Source organism: Parasphingorhabdus sp., from assembly GCF_048269865.1.
Taxonomy (GTDB): Bacteria; Pseudomonadota; Alphaproteobacteria; order Sphingomonadales; family Sphingomonadaceae; genus Parasphingorhabdus.
The window spans coordinates 1-15,925 of sequence record NZ_JBLWUA010000005.1; the positions used below are offsets into that span (position 1 = coordinate 1).

General features: G+C 58.5%; 16 protein-coding genes and 1 tRNA gene. 1 reads left to right on the plus strand and 16 read right to left on the minus strand.

Features of this window, described 5'->3' with window-relative positions; genetic code table 11:
* The first annotated feature begins 694 nt into the window (after positions 1-694).
* Entirely contained in the window at positions 695-1,327 is a 633-nt protein-coding gene (locus ACN0WW_RS07765; RefSeq protein ID WP_417611127.1) for a LuxR C-terminal-related transcriptional regulator, read from the plus strand.
* On the opposite strand, the gene ACN0WW_RS07770 is transcribed toward ACN0WW_RS07765, so the two are convergent.
* From ACN0WW_RS07770 to hisB, 16 genes are all read right to left on the minus strand, one after another.
* Positions 1,324-3,093, minus strand: coding sequence for an ATP-binding protein (locus ACN0WW_RS07770; protein WP_417611129.1), 1,770 nt, complete (start codon positions 3,091-3,093; stop codon positions 1,324-1,326). The genes ACN0WW_RS07765 and ACN0WW_RS07770 overlap by 4 nt on opposite strands.
* Complete coding sequence (locus ACN0WW_RS07775) at positions 3,086-4,402, minus strand: MFS transporter (protein ID WP_417611131.1); 1,317 nt, start codon at positions 4,400-4,402, stop codon at positions 3,086-3,088. The genes ACN0WW_RS07770 and ACN0WW_RS07775 overlap by 8 nt, the downstream gene beginning before the upstream one ends.
* Before the next feature lie 208 nt (positions 4,403-4,610).
* Entirely contained in the window at positions 4,611-5,759 is a 1,149-nt protein-coding gene (locus ACN0WW_RS07780; protein WP_417611133.1) for an ABC transporter permease, read from the minus strand.
* On the minus strand, positions 5,756-6,886 hold the full coding sequence (locus ACN0WW_RS07785) for an ABC transporter permease (protein ID WP_417611135.1): 1,131 nt from the start codon (positions 6,884-6,886) through the stop codon (positions 5,756-5,758). Before ACN0WW_RS07785 ends, ACN0WW_RS07780 begins: the two co-directional genes overlap by 4 nt.
* Positions 6,874-7,917 (minus strand): HlyD family secretion protein, encoded by a 1,044-nt coding sequence (locus tag ACN0WW_RS07790; RefSeq protein WP_417611137.1) that lies wholly within the window; start codon positions 7,915-7,917, stop codon positions 6,874-6,876. The genes ACN0WW_RS07785 and ACN0WW_RS07790 overlap by 13 nt, the downstream gene beginning before the upstream one ends.
* On the minus strand, positions 7,907-9,385 hold the full coding sequence (locus ACN0WW_RS07795; RefSeq protein ID WP_417611139.1) for a TolC family protein: 1,479 nt from the start codon (positions 9,383-9,385) through the stop codon (positions 7,907-7,909). The genes ACN0WW_RS07790 and ACN0WW_RS07795 overlap by 11 nt, the downstream gene beginning before the upstream one ends.
* A 280-nt stretch (positions 9,386-9,665) precedes the next feature.
* Positions 9,666-9,741 (minus strand) — tRNA-Phe (locus ACN0WW_RS07800).
* A 101-nt stretch (positions 9,742-9,842) separates the two neighbouring features.
* Positions 9,843-10,046, minus strand: a complete 204-nt coding sequence (locus tag ACN0WW_RS07805) for a DNA gyrase inhibitor YacG (protein WP_417611141.1) — start codon at positions 10,044-10,046, stop codon at positions 9,843-9,845.
* Between the two features lie 3 nt (positions 10,047-10,049).
* Positions 10,050-11,519, minus strand: coding sequence for a sodium-dependent transporter (locus ACN0WW_RS07810; RefSeq protein WP_417611143.1), 1,470 nt, complete (start codon positions 11,517-11,519; stop codon positions 10,050-10,052).
* 52 nt (positions 11,520-11,571) lie between these two features.
* A complete protein-coding gene (locus ACN0WW_RS07815) occupies positions 11,572-11,952 on the minus strand; it encodes a histidine triad nucleotide-binding protein (protein WP_417611145.1) in 381 nt (126 codons plus the stop codon).
* Positions 11,952-12,272: a phosphoribosyl-ATP diphosphatase gene (locus ACN0WW_RS07820; protein ID WP_417611147.1), complete on the minus strand. Its 321-nt coding sequence runs from the start codon at positions 12,270-12,272 to the stop codon at positions 11,952-11,954. The genes ACN0WW_RS07815 and ACN0WW_RS07820 overlap by 1 nt, the downstream gene beginning before the upstream one ends.
* A gap of 152 nt (positions 12,273-12,424) precedes the next feature.
* Positions 12,425-12,775, minus strand: coding sequence for a PEP-CTERM sorting domain-containing protein (locus ACN0WW_RS07825; protein ID WP_417611656.1), 351 nt, complete (start codon positions 12,773-12,775; stop codon positions 12,425-12,427).
* A 277-nt stretch (positions 12,776-13,052) separates the two neighbouring features.
* Positions 13,053-13,814, minus strand: a complete 762-nt coding sequence (gene hisF / locus ACN0WW_RS07830; RefSeq protein WP_417611149.1) for an imidazole glycerol phosphate synthase subunit HisF — start codon at positions 13,812-13,814, stop codon at positions 13,053-13,055.
* 118 nt (positions 13,815-13,932) lie between these two features.
* Positions 13,933-14,658, minus strand: coding sequence for a 1-(5-phosphoribosyl)-5-[(5-phosphoribosylamino)methylideneamino]imidazole-4-carboxamide isomerase (gene hisA / locus ACN0WW_RS07835; RefSeq protein ID WP_417611151.1), 726 nt, complete (start codon positions 14,656-14,658; stop codon positions 13,933-13,935).
* Positions 14,655-15,275: an imidazole glycerol phosphate synthase subunit HisH gene (gene hisH / locus ACN0WW_RS07840; protein WP_417611153.1), complete on the minus strand. Its 621-nt coding sequence runs from the start codon at positions 15,273-15,275 to the stop codon at positions 14,655-14,657. The genes hisA and hisH overlap by 4 nt, the downstream gene beginning before the upstream one ends.
* Positions 15,268-15,861, minus strand: a complete 594-nt coding sequence (hisB, locus tag ACN0WW_RS07845) for an imidazoleglycerol-phosphate dehydratase HisB (protein WP_417611155.1) — start codon at positions 15,859-15,861, stop codon at positions 15,268-15,270. Before hisB ends, hisH begins: the two co-directional genes overlap by 8 nt.
* Positions 15,862-15,925 lie beyond the last annotated feature (64 nt).

The following is a 15,925-nucleotide window of genomic DNA, read 5'->3' on the forward strand; positions in this document are numbered from 1 at the left end:
GCACCAGCATCGCCCTCGGGGCCTTGGGGACCAGTCGGACCCGGTCTGCCGTCTACACCATCAGCACCAGCATCACCTACGGGACCCTGCGGTCCGATTGGACCCGGTGCACCCGCGTCACCAGTAGCACCCTTGGCACCAGCATCGCCCTCGGGGCCTTGGGGACCAGTCGGACCCGGTCTGCCGTCTACACCATCAGCACCAGCATCACCGACGGGCCCTTGAGGGCCTTCAGGACCTGGGGGCCCTGGAGGACCTGGAGGACCCTGCTCCCCGACTTGCGCCAAGGCTTGCTCTGTCTGAACAGCGGTGCCGCCCACTACTACAAGAGCGATAGATGAACTGTGGAGCAGGATTGCGAGCAATTGCTTGCGTCCCCTGCTGGCTGTCGTTGCGCGATTCAAGATTTTCATTCCAATTTCCCCCCGTCGAACAATCGCCGATTCGGGCCAAAGCTAGCGCCGGGAAAAGTTTGCCGGTATCGCCCGAAAGGGTGATCAAAAATATGCGGGTAACAGGGCTGCTGGCGGACAAGTCGGGCAGCAGCCGAATATCAGGCTGGACCTGTCAGGGGTTGATGACTATCATGGTTCAGCCGTCCGCTTAACCGGATGAAAAATAATAATATTTTGGTATAGAACCAACGGGGTTACGCTAGTTGAATGCAAGGGAGACGGATCCGCTGAAGATCGCGGTGATCGACGATCACCGACTGTTTCTGGCCGGCTTCACACTGCTGCTGGAGAAATTTGACAAGCCCTTTGTTGTTACCCCGTTCGGCGAACCGGTATCACTGCTCCGTAGTCTGGATGACGGCCTGATATTCAATCTGATCATCTGCGACCTCGTCATGCCGAGCATGAACGGTCTCGCTTTTGCTCAGGCCTTGCGCGACCAGTGCTCGATTCCGCTGATGATATTGTCCGGTATCAACACTTACCCTCCGATTTCGGAAATGAAACAACTGGGGGTTAGCGGCTTTGTTCACAAATCGGCAGATGATGCGGTTCTGTTGGCGGCCATTCAAACGATATTGGCAGGAAAAACCAGCTTTCCCGATGCTGGAGAAACAGGAACAGAAGCGCAGGATCCAAATTTCGGGGCTGTCGCTGAGCCTTATGAGGTCGAAAGCGTACCGGTTTTGACTCAACGCCAGATCGAAGTCCTGCACCTAATTTCGAACGGTGCCTCCAACGCTGAAATCGCCACCAGCCTCGGGATTAGCGCGAATACCGTAAAAACACATTTGCGGCAGATTTTCGAACTGCTGCAGGTCAACAAACGGACCGCCTGCGTCCGTGCCGCCCAGGCCTTTGGCCTTATCTAGCCTTCCGAAATATCCGGCTTTGGCGGCGGTGCGATAATCCGGTCGAGTATCGCCCATATCTCGTCCGGTTCCACCGGTTTGTGAAGGAACTCGATATCCGCACGGGCTTGGTCGATATCGATCCTGCCCATTTGCCCACTCATCAAGATCGCCGGCACGGTCTCGTTCACTTCTTCCCTGAGCGATTCGATGAGCTCCAGACCATATTGGTCATTACCCAGCTGCTGGTCGATAATCAGCAGCGCCGGAACGGCTGATGTCCTGCTGACCAACTGGACAGCATCGTCCTGATTGGTCGCGGAAATCACCTGGCAGTTCCAGGTCGAGAGCAGTTGGGTCATTGATACCAGCACCGATTCATCATCATCGACAATCACTACCAGCGGCGACATATCAAACCGCTTGATTGCAGATAGATCATGGTTTTTCAGAATCCGGTCGCTCGTCGTGACGGGAAGCGCGAAGGTAAACCGTGTGCCCACACCCGGTTCAGAATGCAGCGTCATTTCAATCGCCAATAATCTGCAAAGCCGTCTGACGATCGCCAGCCCCAGTCCAAGCCCCTTGGGATTGTTCCCGCTCACGGCATCCAGCTGTACATATTCGTCGAATATCCGGTCGAGATTGTCACTGTGGATGCCGGGTCCATTGTCAGAAATCTCTACAAGAGCATGATCATCAACATGACGCAGCGAAAATTTGACGGTCCCGCCAAGCGTCACGAATTTGCGGGCATTGGACAATATGTTCCGGATGATGCGAGCGAACAGGACCGGGTCGGTCACTGACTGTATATTTTCAAAATCAGCGACCAGTTCGATTCTGGCGCTGTTATCGGACAGAAATTCGCTCGCCAGTTTTTCACACAGGTCCGCCATATCGACCATCACCGGCTTGGGAACGATCGCTCCGCTGTCGATCCGGGAAACATCGACAATGCCCTGCAACAATTCCTTTTGCGCCCGCCAACTGTCCTGGACCTGGTCGAGCAACGCGATCTGTTCCGGCTTTTCGAGCGTATCGCGGAGCGCCTGCATAAAAAAACCTTGCGACTGGAGAGGCTGAGAAAGGTCATGACCGGTTGCGGCGAGAAAACGTGTTTTTTCCTCGGATGCTTTTTGAATGGTCTTGTTTTGCCCGATGACCCGCTCGGTCAGCGCCTTCTTCTGCCGGGCCGAAATCGTGTCTCGGGTTTCGATTTCGACCCGGGCGCTCAGGAACATTGCGAAGGCGAAATAGATCATCATCGCGAAACCGACCAGGCCGAATGGTGCGGGCGCATTGATCATCAGGAACGCGCTAAACGGGGGGACCGCGAATATCGCCAATGCGATATAGCCGGGTCGATAGGCGGAGCTGGGCAATATCCCGCCCATCGTGATGCTCGACACCAGCAGGCAGCCGGTGAAAACGGTATATTCCAGCCGGAAATCGGTCTGGTAAATGGCGACTGCACCCCACACTATGCCCGTCAGAGCGGAAACAATCGTATGGCCAACCAGATAGGAACCATGGTTCTCCCGGGTTATACCCTCGGGTGCCTTCAGCTTGGCGTAGAGAAACGTTACGACCACCATGGCGGTGCCGCTGGCCAGCCAGAGCGTAGCAATGTCGGGGCCGCTGACGAAATACATGATCGCGGCGGTGTAGCTGATCAAGAACTGCACGATCAGGCAGGAACCGCCAACCCGCTTTTTCAGCATCGTAGCCTGTTCAATCCTGAGTTCGACGAAATCTGTCGCAGAATTTTCGATAAATTCAGGCAAAGACGCTATCCTGCTTTTGTTCGACCACGAAGTCCGGGCCGATTTTTAGCACATATAAGGCAGCTAGCCTCAGCAAGATCGGCAAAGCCGAATAGAAGAAAAAGAAGGTCAGCGCCGCATTGGGGCCAGTGGCTCCGGTTTTTTCAAAGCCGATATAGCCCAGCACCGGAAAGGCCAGCCCCATCGGCACAATGAAGGACAATTTGGAGACGGAGTTTTTTACCGCCAGATACAGCCCGCCAAGGCGGTTATTGCCCTCGCGCTCCTTTTCATAGACGATATCCGCCAGCATCGAAGTCGGCATGGTCGCGTCGGCACCAAAGCAACTGCCGACGATTATGCTGACGATAATCGCCCCCTTCACGTCGCCAGGGCCGACAACCGGCACGATAGCGAGCGCAATGGAGCACAACAGGCTGGCCGCCATCCACGATGTCTTTTTGCTATAGCGCTTCGACAAATATATCCAGAACGGCAGAAAAGCCGCCGATGACAATAATAATATGCCGAGAAACAGACCGACAAGCTCCGCTGCCTGCACGATATGGACAACATAGAGAACCATCAATCCGGCGACCAGGGAATTGGCGGTTTGAACAATCAGAAAACTGCCGAGCAGATAACGGTATCGCCGGTCCGCAAGCACCGCCTTCAACGCTTCGACCGTGGTCAAACGTGGGCTGCTGATGATCCTGACCGGCGTAGGCACAGATGAAAGAAACAGCGCGAGCCCGATGAAACAGAGTGCGATTATTGCGAACGCAATAACGTTGAGCGCTTCGCCAATAGAATAGCCCATGATGAAGGGCAGTGCCGCGGCCAGGATGGCCCCGACCACCTGAAACACGGCTTTCGATCCGGCGAGCAATGATCGTTCATGGACATGAGGAGAGACTTCAAGGCCGATCGACGAATAAGGCACGTCCAATATCGTGTAGAAAAGAAAATAGAGGCCACTCGCCAGCACAAGATATGCGGGGCCGATGGCATCAGGAGGGGAAAGAAACAGATAGGCAGAGAGGCTGAATCCAAAAACGCCGGCCATCATCCAGGGCTTGCGTGGCCCGAACCGGGACCGCGTCTCGTCACTCCAGTGTCCGATAAGCGGGTCGGTGATGATGTCGAGTAGCCGACCAAAGACAAATATCGCACCGACCAGGCCCAACCCGAGTCCCATATCGACCGCATAATAGGTCGGCAGATACATGGCCATAGCGAGCCCACCCATCGCCAATGGCGTGGTGAGCAACCCAAAGCATATTATTTGCCAGGCATTGAATGTGCGGACACTGTCGTCACGTTTATCCATGGGCCCTGGGCAATACCCCTTTCGCACTGAAGCCGTGTCGGGACGGTTCTCCAGACCCGTCTGGGTCATTTAAAGGAATCGCGCAACCGCCCTTTCGGGTGATTGTGCGGAGTGAAGAGGCATCAATGGCGATGATTGACTTCGGTCTTGCTGTTCGCGGCGGTCAAACTAATCGCGGCAGTAACCGTTCACCCCGTCAGTTGCCCCTTCACAACCGGCGATCGTCCGTTGGGCCGCTACCGTTCGTCCGGTTGCGCCTCTTTTCCCTCACGGATAGGCAGCTCGAAAGCGCGAGATAGGCGATTGTCAGCATGACGAGCAAGGCCAGCGGACCTGCGACCGCCGAAAAGGGCGCGCCCATCTGGTCTGCCAGAAGCAGGGCGCGGCTGCCGTGCGTGGCGGGGAAAATCGCACCGATGGCCGCTACCCAGGCAGGCATCGCCTCCCGGGGCCAGGTCGCGCCGGTCAGGAAGAAGATCGGCAGCGAACTGGGAATCAGCAGCAGCAGGCCGGTCTCCGCCCGCCGAAACAAGGCTCCCACTGCGCAGGCGAAGGCAGCGATCGCGGATCCCAAGAGCAAGGCGATCAGGCCCAGCATGAGCGGCGAAGTTCGGCCGGGCACGGCCTGCAGAACAAAGAACCAGCCGAAATAAAGCGCCGACGCGATGGTCGACAGCAGGGTGAAGGCCAGCCAGCTTCCGATCAGCTCCCGATGATCCGCGAACGCCAGACCACGCGCACCGGCTCTCTTTCGCCGGCGCAAGGCCAACAGCACCGTGACGCCGAACAGCATTGTCTGCTGCAGAATCACCGGGGTGACAGCAGGGAATATATAGCTCGCATAGCCGGTCTGCGGATTGAAACGGGCGATCGAGACAATTGGATCGGGCAGCTTCAGATTATTGACATAGGGCGCCGCTTCCATGGCCAGCGTCTGGCGGAGGGCCTGCTCCACTGCATTCCCGGTGCTTTTTGCCCGGACGAGATAGGCTCCGTCGATCCACAGCGCGATCTGCGGACCCTCTCCGCGCAGGGCGGCTTTGGTCATGCCCTTCGGGATCAGCAAAACCGCTTCCGCCTCCCGGCTGACAAGCAAATCTTGCGCTGCGGCCAGATCGGCGGGCTGTGCAATCACCGCTGCCTGCTCGCTGCTGTCGATGCGCCTTACCAATGCCCGGGTTAGTGCCGTGCTTTCTTCATCGACGACGGCAATGGGCACATCCTGTGCCTGCTGATGGGCGTAAGGCGCGGGATAATAGAAGCCGTAGAGCACCACCGCGAGAACGATGAGGGTTGTTACCTCCGGCTGCCGAAAAACCTCACGCAGAGTGGCGACAAAGGCGGCCTTCACCGTCATGCGCGCCGCTGCGCGCCCCACAGCGACGCCGAGATGCCAATGGCCACATTTATCACCAGCAGAAAAGCAGGCCACAGATCCACTGCTATTGGGCTGCCCAGAAACTGGTCCATTTGCAGCCGGAGATAGTGGGTGAAGGGCAGCACCTCGCTCCACCAAACCACGACCGAAGGCGCGCCCTTGATCGGCAGAGAACCGCCAGAGTAGGCAAGCGCCGATCCGGCATAAAAGGCGCTGCCCGAAAAGCCCAATCCGCTGCGCCGCGAGACCAGCGTAATGGCAGCAGAAAGGGCGAGACTTGCCGCCACCATTATCACCTGCGCGCCATAGGTGAAGGCCAGCGAACCGCCCATGCGCCAGCCGCGAAAACCGACCAGCCAGATCATCCACACCGCTCCCCACAGCGACAACAGCGCCAGATATGGCAAGAACTTGCCCAAAAGCGCCATCCCCCTGCCACCGGTCTCTCGCCGCCACCGCTCAAGCCGTCCGTCATCAAACTCGCGAGCGACGGCATAAACGCCAAGACAGGCGGCCATAAGATGGAGCATCGCCGGTTGGACAAGCGCCTGCAGATACCATTCGAAACTCGCTTCCGGATTGAACAGAACATGGATCTGGACCTGCGGCAAGCTGGCGTCGCTGAGCTGAAGCCCACGGCGTTCAGCCGCGGCAATGGCCTGTTGGGCAACCACCCCTGTCACCGCACGGCTGATATCGCGTTCGAGCACCGAACCGACCGACAGATAGGTGGCGTTATAGGCAATTTGTACCGGCGCCGACCGGCCGGAGGGGATCTCGCCATAGCCGGAAGGAATCACGACATAGGCCCAGACTCGACCCTGGCGCAGTTCCGCATCGGCTTCGATTTCACTGGCAGGCGTAGCGGCGATCGAGACCCCGCCCTGTGCAGAGATCGCGCTGACCAGGGCCCGGCTCGCCTGAGTATCGGCGGCATCAACCAAGGCGACCGGCAGTTCCTGCAGCGCGCCGCGCGAAAGCATCGACGCGATCAGCAGGATCGACAGGCCCGGAAGCAGAAACAGCGCTGCCAGCAGCGGCCGCGACCGGATTATCGCACGCGCCTCCCGTCTGACGGCGGCTGCCGCCCGATTCATTGGGGCCATTCGAACAGCACGCTCATTCCGGGTCGCAGGCCATGAGCCCGATCAACGGGCTCGAGACGAATTTCAAAGCTGCGCGCATCGAAACCACTGCTCTGCCGGGTTGCCCGTTCGCTGGTAAATCCGGCTTCCGCCCCAATATTGGTCAGGCGAAATGACAAGAGCTTGTCGCCCAGCGCCGGCACCGTCCCGCTCAGAATCTCGCCCTTCTTGACGCCAGCATATTGCGTTTCGTTGATGCGCAAGAGGACATAGGGATGGGCGATATCGACGATCTGGAAGATCGGGATGGCTGGCCCGACAACTTCGCCCGGCGCAGCAAGACGACGCGAAATTTCGCCGGTGATCGGTGCGATCAGTTGCTCTTCCCTGGCCGCGGCGCGCGCGGTCTGCAGCCGGTTCTTGGCGGCCCGTTCCTGGGCGGCGGCAATTGCCTTACTTTCCTGTCGGCGTCCAGCGAGCGCCCGCTGGTATTGCGCTTGGGCGGCGTCTGCATTGGCTGCCGATGCGACGCGTGCGGCGTTGGCTTCATCGCGGCGCTGGGCGGATATCACACCCTGTTCAAACAGATTGTTCATACGACGCGCGGTCACGGCGGCCAGATTGGCCGCTGCGCGCGTCGATTCGGCGATGGAGCGCAGCGAAGCGATGTCTTCTGGCCGCGCGCCCTGGTTGATGATGGCGTCGAGCGCCGACGTGGTCTCCACCGCCGCTTCACCCTGACTGACCAGCAGGTCGCGCGCAGGACTGGACAGTTCCCCCAGAATCTCACCCTTGCGTACCATGTCACCCTCGGCGGCCGACAGCGAAACGACGCGGGCAAAGGCCTTGGTCGCGACGCTGACCTCTTCCGCCTCTACCGTTCCCTGCAGTGGAACCGACACCGGCTGCGATGCATACCAGAGACCTAAGGCCGCAAGAATCGCCGCGACGCCCAGCCCGATCCAAAGAAAACGACCGGTGCGCCGGTCCCCGGTGTCTGTTTGGTCCGTCGGCGCGTCATGAGGTTCGTCGGGTGCAGTATCATTGGTCATCGATAAACATCCTGTCGTCCCGGCGGGTGTAATCGGTGAATGCTTCCGGGATTCCACTGGCGGCTAGCAGGGCTGCGAGGGAAAGATCATATTCATACGCGGCGCTTGCTCGCTGCGTCTCGGCGGTTGCCAAGAGAGCCTGCGCGTCGAGCAGGCGAGAGGCGGTACCGACGCCTTCTCGAAAAGCGATTTCCTGAACCCGCAAATTTTCGCGCGCCGCCGCAAGGCTCGATTCCATCGACAGGAAGATCGTGCGGGCACTTTCTGTCAGAGCATGGGTGCGCTCGATCTCGCTGGCGATGCGGTCCTGTGCTGCGCGTTGCTGCGCTCTGGCGGCTTCTCGCCGGGCGCTGGCCGCAGCCACCAGTCGGCGACGCTGCACGGGGGAGATCAGCGTCAGGCTGACCGTCCCTCCGACCAGCCAGTCCGGTTCGGTCGGCACATTGCTTTGTGTATCCACGGTATAGGATCCAAAAGCATAGGCACGCGGCCGCATGGAAGCGCGCGCGAGCCGTTCCCCGGCTTCCGCAATCTGCACCTTCCCTTGCGCCAGATCCGCCTGTCCGTTGCCATTTATCCCGGCTGCCTGCGAGAATTCAGCCAGTGGCGGCAGCGGCCTGCGATTGACAAACAGCGGCGTCGCCACCGCCTCGACCTCGCGCCCGGTCAGTCGTGCAAGGGACAGTCGCGCCAACCGTTCCTCGCGCATGGCCCGCTCCAGACCGCGCTGCGCAGCATCACGCAGGACCGTAACCTCGAGCGTGGTCGATCGGGGCAGGATACCTTCACTCTCCATCGCCCGCGCATTCGCCAAGTGACGTTCGTTGGCATCACGCCGATTTTGCGCTGACACGACGAGCGACCGGGCCAACTGCAATCCGAAATAGCGCTGCGCCAGCTGCACATGGTTCGCCGAGGCCAACGTCCGCTGGCCGCCGCGCGCAATCAGCACGCCAGCGGCCGCGCCGTCCTGTACCGCTTCCAGTGCCCCTCCTGTGTAGATGGGCATCAGGGCGGTCAGGCTGGGACGCACCACAACGTCCTTCGCACGATAGCGCAATTCGTCAGGAAGCGGTGCCAGAAGCCCCGGAATGGCTTCTTCGATCCGGCCCGAGACCAGGCTCACGATGCTGGTAAAAGCTGGCGGAAATTGATCCGGAAGTGTGTCGAGAAACTGACCTGTTTCATCAAGGATCCGCTGTTTGGTGTCGGACAGGTCAACGGACAGCGTCTTCTCATAAGCAATCACGCTAGCCGATGCGATCACCGTGGGCCGGTAGAGAGTGGACAGGGCCTCGGCCTGATCTTCTGCTGCCTCAACCTCCAGTGCCGCTGCTTCGGCACCCGGATCATGAGCGGACATCGCCAGTTGCGCCGCTTCGTAGCTCATCCCGGACTGCGCGAAAGAGACTGTCGGCGTAGCCGAAACAAGAACGGCAAACAGGGAAACGAAATATCTCAAATTCACGGACTTCCTGAGCTGGCTCACGGAGCCATTGATATAGCAAGCCGCAAGCATGACCAACAAGCCAATATTATTATTTCGCGATAGCGAGAAACTGAGGGTAGACCTTGCCTGTAACCAAATCGGAAACAGCATTGAGCCAGAGGAAAAACGTGCATGGTCCGAAGGCAAGTTCTGAATTGACGCACGATATCTCAAATGGGCTGGCCCGCCAGATGCGACAAGACCGTCAAATTGGCACATAGTGGTGATGCCGCCAGATACTGGAAATTTGAAAAAAAAGTGGTGCCCGAGGGCGGATTCGAACCACCGACACAGCGATTTTCAGTCGCTTGCTCTACCAACTGAGCTACTCGGGCATCTGCGCCTGCGCGTTGCGCTGGCTGCGTTAGGAAGCGACGCTATAGGCGGGGGCCTTGCCGCTTGTCTAGCCTAAAAATCGCGGATTTGTTGCGCGGGTTCAGTCCTCTCCGTCGCGGCCGGACTCACCCGCAAAATGATCCGCCATCTCATCGGGAGAAACCGCTGGCCCCGGTATTTTATAGCCGTCGCCAAGCCATTGCAGCAGGTCACGATCCTTGCATCCGGCGCTGCAAAAAGGCGCGAATTCTTTAATCGCACCCCGTCCGCAAACCGGGCATTTCGGGGATTTCGAGCCCGCCATCGCCTAGCCCTGCCCCAACAGGCCAGGGAACAGGCCGGTCAGCAGGATCGCCGATATGACCAACGGACAAAGCCAGCGAACCAGAAAAAGCCAGACGCGGTGCACATTGCCGTCGAGGCCATTTTCGCTATCAATCAGTCGGCGGTCCGCTATCCAGCCGACAAATATCGCGACCAGCAGCGCGGACAGCGGCAGCAATATTTTTGCCGTCAGTTCATCGATGATGCCGAACACCGGCTGCCCGGAGAAGATCATGAAATCGAACGGATGAAAATCTGCCTGGCTGTTGAACGACAGACTGGCCCAGGCTCCGATCAGGAACGCCAAACCGCCCAGAACCATGGTCACCAGCCAGCGTGGTTTGTTGAAACGCCCGATCGCCCAGCTGACCGACGCCTCCAGCAGCGCGACCGAACTGGTCAGCGCGGCAAAAAATACCATGATGAAGAATAATAAGCCGATCAGGGATCCGGCGGGCATGGTTTGGAAAGCAACCGGCAGATTGACAAACAACAGACCCAGCCCGCCCTGGACCTGCTCCTGCCCATCAAGAATTGCGGCCAAACTGGCCGGAGCAAGCGCGGCAAAGGTGATAGGGAAAATTGCCAGGCCAGCGACAATAGCGACAGACGTATCAGCGGTGGCGATCTGGACCGATGTTTTCGCAAGATTGATATCTCGCGCAGCATAGGCACCATAAGTGATCATCAACGCAGACCCCAGCGATAGCGAGAACAGGGCCTGGCCGAGCGCCGATAGCTGAACCGACGGATCCAGCAACCGCGCCGGTTCAAAGTCGAACAGAAACGCGAGCGCCGCTCCGAATGATCCGGTAAATGCGCCATAGACAGTAATCGCAATCAGCAAGAGGAAGAAGATCGGCATCAACCAGACCGCCACTTTCTCGATACCACTGCTGACACCGCGGCCAACGGCGAATACGGTCAGCGCCATGAAGATCGCGTGCATTGCCAGCATTTCGCCTTCGTCGGCCTGCAGGGCCGGCAAAATAGCTTGCACCTGTTCCACCGAACGCCCCTGCAACGCGCCTTGCGCCAACCCGCCAGAAGCGAAACTGGCACCAACATCGCCAGCGAAAACACCGATGAAATGAACGATCCAGCCAGCAAGGACGCTGTAATAGGTGAGAATCAGGAAAGCGCCGACCATCCCGACACCGGCAGCCACCGACCACCAGCCAGAAGCGCGCGATTCAACCGCCACTTTCTTCATGCTTTCGATCGCCGAACTTTGACCGTGGCGACCGATCAGGGTTTCCGACAACAAGATTGGCAGGCCGATCAACAATACGCAGAAAATGTAGAATATGACAAAGGCACCGCCACCATTGGCACCAGCCTCCGCAGGAAATCGGACCAGATTGCCCAGCCCCACTGCCGAACCAATCGCTGCCAGAACAAAGGCTGTCCGCGAAGACCAGCCATCGCCTGTGGGTACTGCTGCGCCTGCCATATATTTGAACTCCCCGATATTTCGTGCCTGTGCGGCCTTGTTACGCCTGTTACTAGCTGCGCATCAGCATCGGGCCAAGCGGTTTTCCGGCAAATATGTGAACGTGCAGATGGGGCACTTCCTGATGACCGTGCTCGCCGACATTGGCGAGCAGGCGATAGCCCGGCTCCACCATCCCGGCTTCACGCGCAACATGACCAACAGCGCGCACAAAACCGGCGATTTCGGCCTCACTTGCCGATGCTGAAAAATCGTCCCAGCTGACGTAACGGCCTTTTGGAATCACCAATATATGCTCGGGTGCTTGCGGATTGATATCGTGGAAAGCCAGTACCCACTCGTCCTCATAAACCGTCTTATTGGGAATTTCTCCGCGCAATATTTTCGCGAATATGTTGTCATCGTCATAGGGTTCGGTCGGGTCTATTGCCATCAACTGGCTCCTCTTGCGGCTTTTTCTTCCAATCCTGAAATACCTTCCCTCCGCGCCAATTCGTTAGTCACGTCATCGAGAGACAGATCCATATCGGCCAGCAGGACCATCAGGTGAAACAGCAGATCGGCGGCCTCGCCAGTCATCGCTGTCTTGTCGTCCTGAATTGCAGCGATCACCGCTTCGACCGCCTCTTCGCCAAGCTTTTCCGCCATTTTCGCGCGGCCTTTGGCGGTCAGACTTGCCACATAGCTGGCATCTGGCTCCGCTGAGCGTCGCTGCACGATCGTTTTTTCGAGTGATTTGAGAATATTGTTCATTGCTTGCGGTTTGCGCGACGGGTCGCCTGTTCGTCAAGCCCTACCGCCAGAATTGACGTAGGTCATGAAAAAGGGCCGCCAGTTATTTCACTGACGGCCCTTTTTATGCCGTAAAACGATTGGGTCGCTTCCGGCGCTGTAAAGAGAATGATCTAGTCGCGATCAGAAATTTTCTTGCGGCGTTTTGCAGCAACCCGGCCGGCGACCAGACCGCCGAGGCCAAGACCAAGCATCATCATGCTGGATGGTTCGGGAACCGGGGTTCCGCCGCCGGAGCCCGTACCACCGCCGCCGGTGCTCGTGGAGCCACCGGTCGATCCGGTGCTGCCCGTAGATCCAGTGCTACCCGAAGATCCCCAGCCGGAACTACCCCAACCGGAACTGCCCCAACCGGAGCTACCCCAACCCGAGCTACCCCAGCCGGAGCTGCCCCAAGTAGCGTTGGCGGGAGCGCCTGCAGCAAGCGCCATGGTTGCAATACCTGTCAGAACTGCGCATTTCATCGGTTTCAAAACATATCTCCATCCAAGTTCAAATCTAATGTAGATTAGTAAAGCAAAATCGCTGCCAGTTTCGCAAAACCCCCAGTCTTCCTCACATACAATGGTTAATCCCATTTTCGGACAATCGGATACTGTAAAATAAGCCGACAGAATCAATGGGTTCGGGTCCAAATTCAGCCAGATGACTCTGCCCGACAACTCACGCGTCAGGGCTACACGCCGCTTATTGGGAGACGCCGCCATCCATCCGGATGATCGCCGGCAATTGCGAAGGGAGTCAGGCCCGGGCCGGAAGTCCTGCAGAGCGCAGCGCTTCATGCGCTTCGGAAATGCTGTGCTCGCCAAAGTGGAAAATCGAGGCTGCCAGCACGGCATTGGCATGCCCCTGGGTCACGCCTTCTACCAGATGGTCCAGATTTCCCACTCCGCCACTCGCTACGACCGGGATGGAAACGGCATCTGCGATGGTCCGAACCAGATCGAGATCATAGCCGTCTCGCGTGCCATCGCGATCCATCGACGTCACCAGCAACTCTCCTGCCCCCAGATCGGCCATACGCAGGGCATGCTCGAGCGCATCAATACCCGTCGGGGTACGACCGCCGTGCGTGAATATCTCCCAGCGTCCATCCGCCACGCGCCGAGCATCGATTGAGGCAACCATGCACTGACTGCCAAACCGGTTCGCGATATCGCTGACCACTTCCGGCCGGGCCACGGCGGCACTGTTCACCGCGACCTTGTCGGCTCCGGCCATCAGCAATGCCCGCGCGTCGTCGGCGGTGCGTACACCCCCGCCAACGGTCACCGGCATGAAGCAAACCTCTGCCGTCCGCCGGACGACGTCGATGATGGTGTCCCGCTTTTCATGGCTGGCGGTGATATCGAGAAAACAGAGCTCATCGGCACCGGCAGCATCATAGGCCTGCGCCTGCTCGACCGGATCTCCGGCATCCTGAAGATCAACGAAGTTGACTCCCTTGACCACCCGGCCATTGGCAACATCGAGACAGGGAATGACACGAACCCGCACGGTCATATCGGAAACCTGATAGTAGCTGTGCTCCGCACTTGATGCGGAGCCCGGGAGGCAAAACACTGACGACGCCAGAGCTCCGGCTCGACGGCCTGAGCACAATATATTTTCCGTCTGAATGTCATCGATTGGCCATCGCAATCGCCGTCGCCAGGTCCAGCCGCCCATCATAAAGCGCCCGCCCGGTAATCACGCCTTCAATGCCATCTTTGGCATGCAGGCTCAGCATGTGGATATCATCGAGTCCCTTCACGCCGCCGCTGGCAATCACTGGAATATCAACACCCCGCGCGAGATCGACCGTCGCTTCAATATTGCAGCCGGTGAGCATACCATCGCGGCCAACATCGGTGAACAGGATCGAAGCGACTCCGACATCTTCAAACCGGCGGGCAAGATCCCGAACACTGACATCTGACACATCGGCCCATCCCTCGGTCGCAACCATGCCATCGCGCGCGTCCACGGCCACAACAATGCCGCCCTCATATTCGTTCGCCATATCCTTGACGAACTCCGGATCTTTCAGCGCCGCCGTGCCGATCACCAGGCGGGCCACGCCCAGCTCGAACCAGCGCTCGACCGTCTCGCGATTCCGGATACCGCCGCCCAGCTGCACATAGCCCGGGAAACTGGCGATGATCGCCTCGACCGCTTCGGCATTTTTCGGAGAGCCGGCAAAGGCGCCGTCGAGATCGACAACATGAATATGTTCAGCCCCGGCAGCCGCAAACAGTCCGGCCTGCTCTGCCGGATTATCGCCGTATACCGTGGCGCGATCCATATCCCCTTCGGCGAGGCGCACGACTTCGCCGGATTTGAGATCAATTGCGGGAAATACGATCATGGCTTCCATTCCATAAAACGATTGAGAAAGGCCAAGCCATAAGCCTGGCTTTTTTCGGGATGAAACTGCACCCCGACAATATTGTCGCGGCCAACGGCCGACACCAGTGGACCACCGTGATTTGTTTCGGCGAGAACATGGTCGGTGTCGGTGACATCGAAATGATAGCCGTGCAGATAATAAGCCTCACCGGCTTCGAGAAGGTCATGGCCCTCGGTTGGAGTCACGTCATTCCAGCCCATATGCGGAACTTTTATGTCTGCTGAAGGCGGGTTGATCGCCTTGACCGTACCGCCGATCCACCCCAGTCCGTCATGCACACCAAATTCGATACCCTTGTCAGCGAGCATCTGCATTCCGACACAGATTCCGAGAAACGGCGCGCCTTCATCGCCCACCCGACGCTCCATGGCCGCAACCATGCCGTCAATCCCGACCAAGGCATCGCGGCAGGCCCCAAAAGCGCCGACGCCGGGCAATATGATCCGGTCTGCCCGGGCAACGAGCGCCGGATCTGCCGTTACCGCTACATTGCCGGCACCTGCGGCCATCAATGCATTGTGAACACTGTGCAGATTACCGGCGCCAAAATCGATCAGCGCGATTGTTTCAGCCACCCAATTGCCCCTTGGTCGACGGAATCGCATCGCCCTTGCGAGGATCCCGCTCTACGGCCTGACGCATGGCGCGAGCGAAACCCTTGAAGATGCTTTCCGCGATATGGTGGTTATTCTCGCCATAAAGCAGCTCGATATGCAGCGTGATCCCTGCGGAATCGGCAACGCTATGAAACCAGTGTTTGAACAGCTCCGTGTCCATCTCGCCCAGCCGTTCCTGGGTGAATGATGCGTTCCAGACCAGATAGGGACGCGCGGAAATGTCCAGCGCAACCCGGCTCAGAGTCTCGTCCATCGGCGAATAGGCACTGCCATAGCGCACGATCCCGGCCTTGTCGCCCAGGGCCTGCTCGATCGCCTGGCCCAGCGCGATGCCGCTATCTTCCGTGGTGTGGTGCTGGTCGACGTGCAAATCGCCCTTGATCCGCATGGTCAAATCGATCAGCGAATGGCGAGAGAATTGTTCGACCATATGGTCCAGAAAACCGATGCCGGTGGACACCTCATATTGACCGGTCCCGTCGAGATTCACCTCGACAAAAATCTCGGTTTCCTTGGTATTTCGTTCGATTGTCGCTGTTCTCATGCAACAGGCCTATAATGGCTTGGCCAAATCAGGCAACAATTTCGCGGCCTTTGGTCAACGCAAA